The organism is Blautia sp. HCP3S3_D9 (genome assembly GCF_052063845.1).
Classification (GTDB): Bacteria; Bacillota; Clostridia; order Lachnospirales; family Lachnospiraceae; genus Blautia_A.
This window is the reverse complement of record NZ_JBQHWS010000129.1, coordinates 1-9,791: the sequence shown is the minus strand read 5'-3', so window position 1 is coordinate 9,791 and position 9,791 is coordinate 1. Positions and strand designations below refer to the sequence as shown.

General features: G+C 41.8%; 10 protein-coding genes. 6 read left to right on the top strand and 4 right to left on the bottom strand.

The genetic code is table 11. From position 1 onward, the window contains the following. A partial coding sequence (locus tag ACTNES_RS17265; RefSeq protein ID WP_441040206.1) for a helix-turn-helix transcriptional regulator occupies nt 1-588 on the bottom strand: 588 nt, incomplete at its 3' end. Nucleotides 589-857: 269 nt separating this feature from the next. Here ACTNES_RS17265 and hydA point away from each other — a divergent pair. After that, nucleotides 858-2,228: a dihydropyrimidinase gene (gene hydA / locus ACTNES_RS17260; RefSeq protein WP_291817753.1), complete on the top strand. Its 1,371-nt coding sequence runs from the start codon at nt 858-860 to the stop codon at nt 2,226-2,228. 74 nt (nt 2,229-2,302) lie between these two features. Next, entirely contained in the window at nt 2,303-2,917 is a 615-nt protein-coding gene (gene yedF, locus ACTNES_RS17255) for a sulfurtransferase-like selenium metabolism protein YedF (RefSeq protein WP_291808147.1), read from the top strand. Between the two features lie 133 nt (nt 2,918-3,050). On the opposite strand, the gene ACTNES_RS17250 is transcribed toward yedF, so the two are convergent. Then, entirely contained in the window at nt 3,051-4,271 is a 1,221-nt protein-coding gene (locus ACTNES_RS17250) for a dicarboxylate/amino acid:cation symporter (protein ID WP_441040205.1), read from the bottom strand. Nucleotides 4,272-4,348: 77 nt separating this feature from the next. Here ACTNES_RS17250 and ACTNES_RS17245 point away from each other — a divergent pair, with 77 nt between their 5' ends. Both ACTNES_RS17245 and ACTNES_RS17240 read left to right on the top strand, forming a co-directional pair. Further along, nucleotides 4,349-5,347 carry an XdhC family protein gene (locus ACTNES_RS17245; RefSeq protein ID WP_441040204.1) on the top strand — a complete coding sequence of 333 codons (999 nt, stop codon included), beginning with the start codon at nt 4,349-4,351 and terminating at the stop codon, nt 5,345-5,347. 189 nt (nt 5,348-5,536) lie between these two features. Next, nucleotides 5,537-6,058 (top strand): SH3 domain-containing protein, encoded by a 522-nt coding sequence (locus ACTNES_RS17240; RefSeq protein ID WP_291808139.1) that lies wholly within the window; start codon nt 5,537-5,539, stop codon nt 6,056-6,058. Between the two features lie 178 nt (nt 6,059-6,236). Here ACTNES_RS17240 and ACTNES_RS17235 read toward each other — a convergent pair whose 3' ends face one another. Next, on the bottom strand, nt 6,237-6,716 hold the full coding sequence (locus ACTNES_RS17235) for an S-ribosylhomocysteine lyase (protein WP_216460030.1): 480 nt from the start codon (nt 6,714-6,716) through the stop codon (nt 6,237-6,239). A gap of 226 nt (nt 6,717-6,942) precedes the next feature. Between ACTNES_RS17235 and ACTNES_RS17230 the strand changes: the two genes are divergently transcribed. Then, nucleotides 6,943-7,767: a peptidylprolyl isomerase gene (locus tag ACTNES_RS17230; protein WP_441040203.1), complete on the top strand. Its 825-nt coding sequence runs from the start codon at nt 6,943-6,945 to the stop codon at nt 7,765-7,767. A gap of 239 nt (nt 7,768-8,006) precedes the next feature. On the opposite strand, the gene ACTNES_RS17225 is transcribed toward ACTNES_RS17230, so the two are convergent. Continuing rightward, entirely contained in the window at nt 8,007-8,570 is a 564-nt protein-coding gene (locus tag ACTNES_RS17225) for a class I SAM-dependent methyltransferase (RefSeq protein ID WP_291808131.1), read from the bottom strand. Between the two features lie 306 nt (nt 8,571-8,876). Between ACTNES_RS17225 and coaBC the strand changes: the two genes are divergently transcribed. Further along, nucleotides 8,877-9,791: bifunctional phosphopantothenoylcysteine decarboxylase/phosphopantothenate--cysteine ligase CoaBC (gene coaBC / locus ACTNES_RS17220; protein ID WP_441040202.1), on the top strand; the 915-nt coding region annotated here is incomplete at its 3' end.

Genomic DNA, 9,791 nt, shown 5'->3' with positions numbered 1-9,791 from the left:
ACCAAAGTAATTGGCAACTTTATCTCCGGATTTGGTGATAAGGAATGCACCTGCGTCATTTAAGAACTGAATGGCAGTAACCTTATCCTCTTTGTTCATCAGCGGAACAGGTTTTCCAACAAGTGCCACAGATTCCTCGATCAGATGATCCAGCAGATCATTGACACTGTGGGTGATTTCCCTGGGTTTTTCTTCTTTATTCTCAGGAGTAACAAGAGAATGAAGAGCAGATTCGATCATGGTAAGTTTGGTGATATCATAATTAATTCCGAAAACATAATGCAGGCTGCCGTCATCATCGCGGATGTATGAGGTGCTGCATTTGAGGATTTTGCCATCGGAAGTTTTCATCAGATAACCAGTATGATCCTCTGGTCCACCTTCTTTCTTCTGATTTCGGATTGCATCAAAAACTGCATTAGATGGACCATCTCCGATATCTCTGTTTGTAACATGACCGTTTACGATGTAAACGATTGAATGCTCTGGTTCCGCAGTTTTCAGATCATGGATCACTACTTCACAGTCTGGTCCGAACTGAGAAGCAAGATCAGCGGCAATTTGCTTTAATACAGTAAGCCGTCCCATTTGATTCCCTCCTAATAAACAGATTTTTACCGAATTAGGGATATTTGCGATACGATTCTGAATATCCATTTGGCGATTGTGTTGTGCAGACATACGAAAACTGCACGTTTTCTTTATTCTAACATAAAAAAAGAAAAATAAAAAGAGGATAGAAAAAATAAATGTGAATACCTAAAAGAATTTGTAAATATTTTCTGAAATCATTGAAGTAATAAGGAAAGCATGCTATATTTTACATAAGTAAAGCAAAGAAAGGGGTGTCAGGAACAGTGATTTTATTGAAAAACGGAACAGTAGTATCAGGGGATATGTCTGTCAGAGAGGATGTTCTGATAGAGGGAGAGAAGATTATAAAAGTAGGACAGAACCTGAAGGCAGAGAATGCACAGGTAATCGATGTCAGCGGTAAGCTTCTTTTTCCAGGATTTATAGATGGACATACACACTTTGATCTGGAAGTGGCAGGCACTGTGACTGCAGATGATTTCGAGACAGGAACAAGAGCTGCGATTGCAGGCGGAACTACATTGGTGATTGATTATGCGTCTCAGGATAAAGGAGGACATACTCTGAAAGAAGGTCTTGAGAAATGGCATAAGAAGGCTGACGGCAAATGTTCATGTGATTATTCTTTCCACATGTCTATTGTAGAATGGAATGAGGAGACTGAGAAAGAAATCCAGAATATGATCGATGAGGGAATCACCAGCTTTAAGCTTTATATGACATATCCGGCAATGATCGTAGATGACAGTGATCTTTATAAGATTATTAAGAAACTGAATGAATATGGATGCTTTGCAGGCGTACATTGTGAGAATGCAGGAGCCATTGACGCGCTGATCGCAGAGGCGAAGAAAGAGGGGCGTCTGGGACCTGAAAATCATCCGCTGGTACGTCCGGATATTATGGAAGCAGAAGCAGTACATCGTCTTCTTGTGATTGCAGATGTAGCAGATGCACCGGTAATGGTAGTTCATCTGACAAATCAGAAAGCATTTGAAGAAGTGATGCGTGCGAGAATAAATGGACAGAAAGTATATGCAGAGACTTGTCCGCAGTATTTGCTGTTAGAGGACAGTGTATATTCTAAACCAGATTTTGAAGGTGCGAAGTATGTATGCGCTCCTCCAATCCGCAAGAAGGCAGATCAGGATTGTCTGTGGAAAGCACTGGCAAATGGTCAGATCCAGACCGTAGCTACTGACCAGTGCAGCTTTACTATGGAACAGAAGGCTCTTGGAAAAGATGACTTCACAAAGATTCCAGGAGGACTCCCGGGAGTACAGACAAGAGGAACTCTCCTTTACACCTATGGTGTCCGCACAGGAAAGATCACGCAGGAGCAGATGTGCCGCCTGTTAAGTGAGAATGCAGCGAAGCTCTATGGTGTATATCCGAATAAAGGTGTGATCCGTGAGGGCAGTGATGCAGATATTGTTGTATTTGATCCTGAGAAAGAGAATGTGATCTCTGCGAAGACCCATTTATATAATACAGATAACAATCCGTTTGAGGGATTTAAACTGCACGGTGATATTGACAGTGTATATCTGAGAGGTACACATGTGGTACAGGATGGAAAAGTAATTCAGGAAAAATCTGGAAAGTATATTAAACGTGGTAGGAATCAGTTGTAAGACAGTGAGTTGATCAGATATAGGGTAGACATTTTTGACCACTTGATATAAAAAATAACGAGAGGTGACTAGAGATGAGACATGAAGTAAATGCAATGGGAAAACAGTGTCCGATCCCGGTTGTTATGACCAAGAAGGTAATTGATAAGGCAGCAATCGGTGATGAGATTGAGATTCTGGCAGACAATGAGACAGCAGTAAACAACCTGAGCAGACTTGCAAATAAGACAGGCTGCACATTTGTATCCGAGAAACTGGAAACTAAGAAATATCAGGTAAAAATGACTGTTCAGACAGAGCAGACTGGTGGTGCAGCAGATGAGGAAGAATTTGTATGCGAAACTCCTCATAAGAAAGTGACAGTAGCTGTGATCTCTTCTAATGTGATGGGAAATGGTGATGATGAGTTAGGCAAGATTCTGATCAAAGGTTTTATTTATGCGCTTTCCCAGTTAGATACACTTCCGGATACGATCCTTTTCTATAATGGTGGAGCTAAACTGACGACAGAGGGTTCTGAGAGCCTTGAGGATCTGAAAAAGATGGAAGAAGAGGGAGTGGAAATTCTGACCTGTGGTACCTGTCTGAAACATTATGGCCTGATGGAGAAGCTGATGGTTGGAAAAGTAACTGATATGTATACGATTGCAGAACGCATGACTGGCGCGGATAAAGTGATCCGTCCGTAAATACCTTCTGGCAGAAGTGAACGATATTTCCGGTATCGGAAAAGGGAAATCTGTTAATAAAAACCATCGTATATTTCCTGTCAGATCAGGAAAATTTATACGATGGTTTTATAAATAATAGTTCAGTTAAAAGTTACAGATCAACACTGATGTTCTGCTCTTTAATATTATGACGCTTTGCATATCCGGTAAGGATCAGAGTCAGAGCACCATCGCCTGTTACGTTGCAGGCTGTTCCGAAACTGTCCTGCAGAGCGAAGATTGTCAGCATCAGAGCGGTACCGGAATCTCCGAATTTCAGGATACCGGTAATGATTCCAAGAGATGCCATAACAGTTCCGCCAGGTACACCAGGTGCTCCGATAGCGAAAACACCAAGAAGAATGCAGAACAGAACAATAGTTCCAGGTGCAGGGAGAGCACCATAGAGAATCTTTGAGATTGTCATACAGAAGAATACTTCTGTGAGGACAGATCCGCAGAGATGAATATTGGCAAATAACGGAATACCGAAATCCACCATATCTTTTCTCAACGGTTTTGCTTTCCGTGCACACTGAAGTGCAACTGCAAGTGTAGCAGCAGATGACATGGTGCCTACAGCAGTAAGATAAGCCGGTCCGTAATGCTTGACAACTTCCAGAGGATTTTCCCTGGAATAAATGCCTGCCAGCACATACAGAAGTGCCATCCAGATAAAATGCCCAACCAGAACAATGACGATTACCTGCAGGAATACAGGAAGCTGTCGGGTAATGGTTCCTTCATATGCAAGTGTGCAGAAAGTCAGACCGATAAAGAATGGAAGAATCGGAATGATCACTCTTGATACGATGGCAAGTACGATCTTCTGAAATTCATCCAGAAAAGATGAAACCAGGCTGGCTTTTGTCCATGCAGCTGCAAGACCAAGCATAACAGAGAGGACAAGTGCACTCATAACAGGCATGATCTGCGGGATAGAGAGCTCAAAGATCACATCCGGCAGAGTCTTGAGGTTATCGGCAGTAGAACTGATTGACAAATGCGGAATCAGTGCATATCCGGATATTGCAGAGAATAAAGCAGCTCCCAGTGAAGAAGCGTAGGCAATACAGATTGCAACTCCCAACATCCTGGAAGCATTATTTCCAAGCTTAGTGATGGACGGAGCAATAAATCCGATGATGATCAATGGAACACAAAAGTTGATCAGCTGACCCAAAATGTACTTCAGCGTTACAGCCACATTCAGTATGGCGGTTGTGATGGCGGATTCATCTGTCATATTCAGAAGAAGACCGACACAGATGCCGAGAGCCACGCCGACAAGTAATTTAAACGGCAGGCTGTGTAGAAAATTGTTTTTTTTCATGTTATTTCCCCCTTTTCCCTCAATTATAATATATTTTCGGGAAAATCACAATTGTTATTCATAAGACAGGAGAGACTATGTACAAAGAAATTTATCAGATATTAGAAGAAACAGGAAAAGTAAAGACAGCGATGGTTTTAAATGGTAACCATAAGGGCGAAAAATGCCTGATAAAGGAGGAGCATTGTACAGCTTTTGATGGTGGACAGGCACAGGAATTCTGGAAAGAATATGAGGAACAGCTGGTATCCTGTCAGGATACAAAAGTAATCCGTATTGATGAAACTGATTTTTTTGTGGAGATTTATGTAAAAAATCCTCAGCTGATCATTCTTGGCGGTGGTCATGTGTCTCAGCCTGTGGCAAAAATAGGCAAAATGCTTGGTTTTCATGTGACAGTTATGGATGACAGAGAGGAATTTGTAACAAAAGAGAGATTCCCTGATGCAGATAGACTGATCCAGGGTACTTATGAAGAAATTCCGGAGAAGATTCCGGTATACGAGAATGCTTATTATGTAATTGTGACCAGAGGACATCTGGGAGATAGCGCCAGTGCCAGACAGATTTTGAAACGCCCGTATGTTTATCTGGGGATGATCGGAAGCAGAAATAAAGTGAAACGGACCAGAGAAAAACTTCTGAGAGAGGGATTTACGGAAGATCAGCTTAATACGATCCATGCGCCAATTGGCCTGCCAATTGGCGGACATATGCCTGCGGAGATTGCCGTGAGTATTACAGCGGAAATTGTCCAGGAGAAGAATAAATATAATGTTTCATATATAGATGAAGCAGTAGAAAAAGCTGTCTGGGAGAAAGAAAAAGGTGTTATGATCACCATTATTTCCAAAAGGGGATCTTCTCCAAGAGGAACGGGAAGTAAGATGTTCCTGGACAGGGAGGGTAGATCTCACGGAAGTATCGGTGGAGGAAATGTGGAATTTCAGGCATTGAAATATGCGCCAAAAGCACAGCACGGCGAAATAAAATCTTATAATCTGTCCAATCAGGGTGGCGCAAATCTGGGAATGATCTGCGGTGGTGAAGTAGAAGTGCTTTATGAGATACTCTAGTTCCTGCTTTTTTGTATTGGGAGGCGTATTGCTGAGCGCGGAGTGAACAGTAACGCCTTTTTCAAACACGCTCTAGCACAGAATGAACAGTACTTGCATATTATGAAAGAATCGTGTATATTAGTACGTAAAGTGATGTAGAAAACACGGAGGGACGTTTCCGCGTTTTGATAAAGGAGGACACTACTTATGAAAAAACCACTGTGGCTGGTTCTCGTACTGGGACTTGCATTTGCCGCTCAGGGATGCGGATTTGACCCGACTATTGATTCCAGCGTTATGATCGTAAAAGTAACACCTACACCGGAAGTGACACCTACTCCTGAAGTACAGGCAACACCAACACCAGAAGCAACACCAACCCCTGCAGCAGAGCAGACAGCCAGTGGTGTGAATGTAGAAGTGAAGACAGGTACTTATTATGCAGCATCTGAACTGAATCTTCGTTCTGATGCAAGTGCAGATGCAGATCTGATCGCAAGTGTAGCGGCAGGAACACAGCTGAACAGCACAGGTGTATGTGACAATGGCTGGATCCGTATTGATTATAATGGACAGACATGCTATGCAAGTGGAGATTTCGTGACAACGACAGCTCCGGCAGGTGATGTAGCAGCCGATACATCTGCAGATACAAGTACAGATACATATTCTGAGGATACTTCTTATGACGAGAGCAGTGATGCATCTTATGATGAAAGTGCTCAGTAATCTATAGAGGTAGAAGACTATACTGATATAGAAACCAGAAAAAAATAAAGAAAGCAGAAGCATGGAGAGGAATATCTCCGATAGCTTCTGCTTTTTGCATAAGGTTCAAAAATTCTGCCTGCAGGAGACTTTGTGCTCTGACAGGCAGAATTTTTAGTGTTTGGAATGGAGAAAGATATTATTGTGGGTAAACCAGTCTGTCCGGTTTGATATCGTAAAGAACTTCATCCAGGAATTTCTTTGCCAGATATTTTGCCATTGGCAGGTTCATATCCAGATAGTTTCCACAGTCTTTGGCAGATGCCCCCGGAACTTCACCTTCAAAGTCACGGATAAATTCAAATGTCTCGATCATAAGTGGAACAATATCTTTGGACTCATAATCTCCATTTAAAAGAAGATAGTTACCAGTACGACATCCCATTGGTCCCCAGTAGATCATTTTTGGTCCGAATTCTTTGTGATTTCTGAGAAAAGTAGCTGCCAGATGCTCAATAGTGTGAAGCTCTGCTGTATTCATAACAGGCTCTTCGTTAGGAGAAGTCATACGGATATCAAAAGTAGTGACAACAGTGCCGCCTACCGGATCCTTGCGGGAAACATAAACTCCTGGCTGTAATTTGATGTGGTCTATGGTAAAACTTGTTATTTTTTCCATTATGGATTCCTCGCTTTCATTTTTTGATTTGTTGTATGATCAGTTTTTGATGAAACTGTTTTCTGAAACACATTTTAGCAGGCAATTGGCCGGAAGTAAATACAGGAACCGTGAACAATCTGAACATTTTGTGAAAAGAGTTGTTTTTTTTTATGAATAGGTTATAATCAGATAAGATTGTGTTCCGGGACAAACTCGGAAACAGATAATTTCGGAGGTAGAGAAAATGAAGAGAAAATTACTGGCAGCACTTTGTGTTACAGCTATGTCAGCAAGTTTACTGGCAGGATGCGGCAGCAGTGATAAAACAGAGGATACGACAAAGACAGAAGAGACAACTAAGGAAGAAACTTCTGATCAGGCAGAAGAGAAGACAGAGGAAGCTTCTGAAGACAGCAGTGATGTAGCAAGTGAAGAAGAGGGAGAGAAGGCAGGATTCTCTGATGGCTCTGAGGAAGAGAGCAGTGATTCCACAGATAAGGACAGTGAATCAGCAGATGCAGAGGATTCAGACAGCAGCACAACCGTACTTCTGGATACTTCTAAAGAACTGACAGGTACTCACCATGCAGAGATTGAAGTAAAGGATTATGGCACCATTGAGGTAGAACTGGATGCAGATACAGCGCCGATCACAGTAACTAATTTTGTGAAACTTGCACAGGAAGGTTTCTATGACGGACTGACATTCCACCGTATCATGGATGGATTTATGATCCAGGGTGGTGATCCGAACGGAGATGGAACCGGTGGATCTGATGAGAATATTAAGGGTGAGTTCAGCAACAATGGAGTAGAGAATGATATTTCTCATACAAGAGGAACTATCTCCATGGCAAGAGCAACAGATCCGGACAGTGGAAGTTCACAGTTCTTTATTGTACAGTCTGACAGTACATTCCTGGATAGCGATTATGCAGGATTCGGTCATGTAACAGAAGGTATGGATATCGTTGATAAAATCTGCAAAGATTCCAAACCAACAGATAATAACGGAACAATTCCGGCAGATGAGCAGCCGGTGATCGAAACTATTAAGATTACAGACTGATATTATAGCAATTCTCGTAAATAATGTATTTAAGAAGATTGCTATAGAATTTCTATAAACAGAAATAAATTATGAGATCAGAGAAACAGCGGGAAAGATGATGAGAGATCTTTCCCGCTGTTTTGCGTGGTAGCTTAAGCAAATCTTCTGATAAACTGCGGAGCAGTTATTGGGTTATGAGAAGTAGCAAAGCGGATGATTTTATCCGCCTGACTTGTGAATATTCATTGGATCTGCATTCAGTTCTTAATTATGAGCACTGGAATTGGTGGATTATTGGGACGATTATAATAATCGCTCTTTATCACCAGATACTTACGGGAATCCAGTTCTTTCAGCCATGCCAGGATCTGATCCCGTTCTTCAAATCCGGAATCGCCGCCACTGTAGATACATAAAGAAATCATGCCGCCTTTTTTCAAAAGTGTCAAAGACTGAGTCAGTGCTTCAATACTGGTTTCACCTCTGGTAGCCAGCGTGTGATCCCCTCCGGGCAGGTAACCGAAATTAAAGACAATACAGCTCACACTGTCTGGATTTGCATATTCTGCCATATTTGCATGAGACTCCAGAAGGAGTTTGTAATTTTCCGGAACGTGTGCTGCAGTTAGTTTCTTTTTTGTAGTTTCCAGAGCTTGTTTCTGAATATCAAATGCCAGGACCTTTCCTGATTTTCCGCATAACTGCGTCAGCAGAAGCGTATCGTTTCCATTTCCCATAGTAGCATCAATACAGAAATCGCCTTCCTGTACCTGTTGTCGTATAAAGTTTGCACACCATTGAGTAATCTGATAATTCTTCATATGCCCTCCGTAAGAATAATTTAACCAAATCAAGTAAGTCCTCTGCTTCAATTGCGAATATCCGTTTGATTTAAATCAGGCAAGTCGCGAAGCAGGTGATCTTATTTGCCTGAATGTCTGTACTGTCGGATATGTACATTCATTTTCTGATATTATATTTTGCACGGGATCATGGAGGAAGTCAAGCTGATAAATTGTTTTACAAAGAAAACAAATCCTATATTGCATTTCCTGTGATAATTAGATTATAATAAAGAAGAGTGTTTTAAGGAATTGTATGAATCCGGAGAAAGAGGTAGAAGAGAAATGACACTGGAAGGAAAAACAGTATTATTAGGAGTGACAGGCAGTATTGCCGCATATAAGATTGCGTATCTTGCAAGTGCATTGATGAAGCGTCATGCAGATGTTCATGTGCTTATGACAAAGAATGCTACGAATTTTATTAATCCGATCACTTTTGAAACTCTCACAGGCAATAAATGTCTGGTGGATACTTTTGACCGGAATTTTCAGTTTCATGTAGAGCATGTATCTATTGCAAAGAAAGCTGATGTAGTGATGATCGCACCGGCAAGTGCCAATGTGATCGGTAAGTTAGCTCATGGAATTGCAGACGATATGCTTACCACCACGATCATGGCATGTAAATGTAAAAAATTTATTTCTCCTGCCATGAATACAAATATGTTTGAAAACCCGGTTGTACAGGATAACCTTAAGATTCTGGAGCATTACGGGTATGAAGTGATTGCACCGGCAAGCGGATATCTGGCATGCGGTGACACAGGTGCAGGCAAGATGCCGGAACCTGAGACACTACTTGCTTATATTGAGAGAGAAACTGCCTGTGAGAAAGATCTGAAAGGTAAGAAGATCCTGGTAACAGCAGGACCGACGCAGGAATCAATTGACCCTGTGAGATATATTACAAATCATTCTTCCGGAAAAATGGGCTATGCTATTGCGAAAGCTGCGATGCTTCGTGGTGCAGATGTCACGCTGGTGAGCGGACGTACTGCCATCGAACCGCCAATGTTCGTAAATCTGGTACCTGTTGTGACTGCAAAGGATATGTATGAAGCAGTGACTTCTGTCAGTGATGAGCAGGATATTATCATCAAGGCAGCAGCAGTAGCGGATTATCGTCCTGCGAAAGTCAGTGACGAGAAAGTTAAGAAGAGTGACGGACAGATGTCCATAGAATTAGAAAGAACAGAT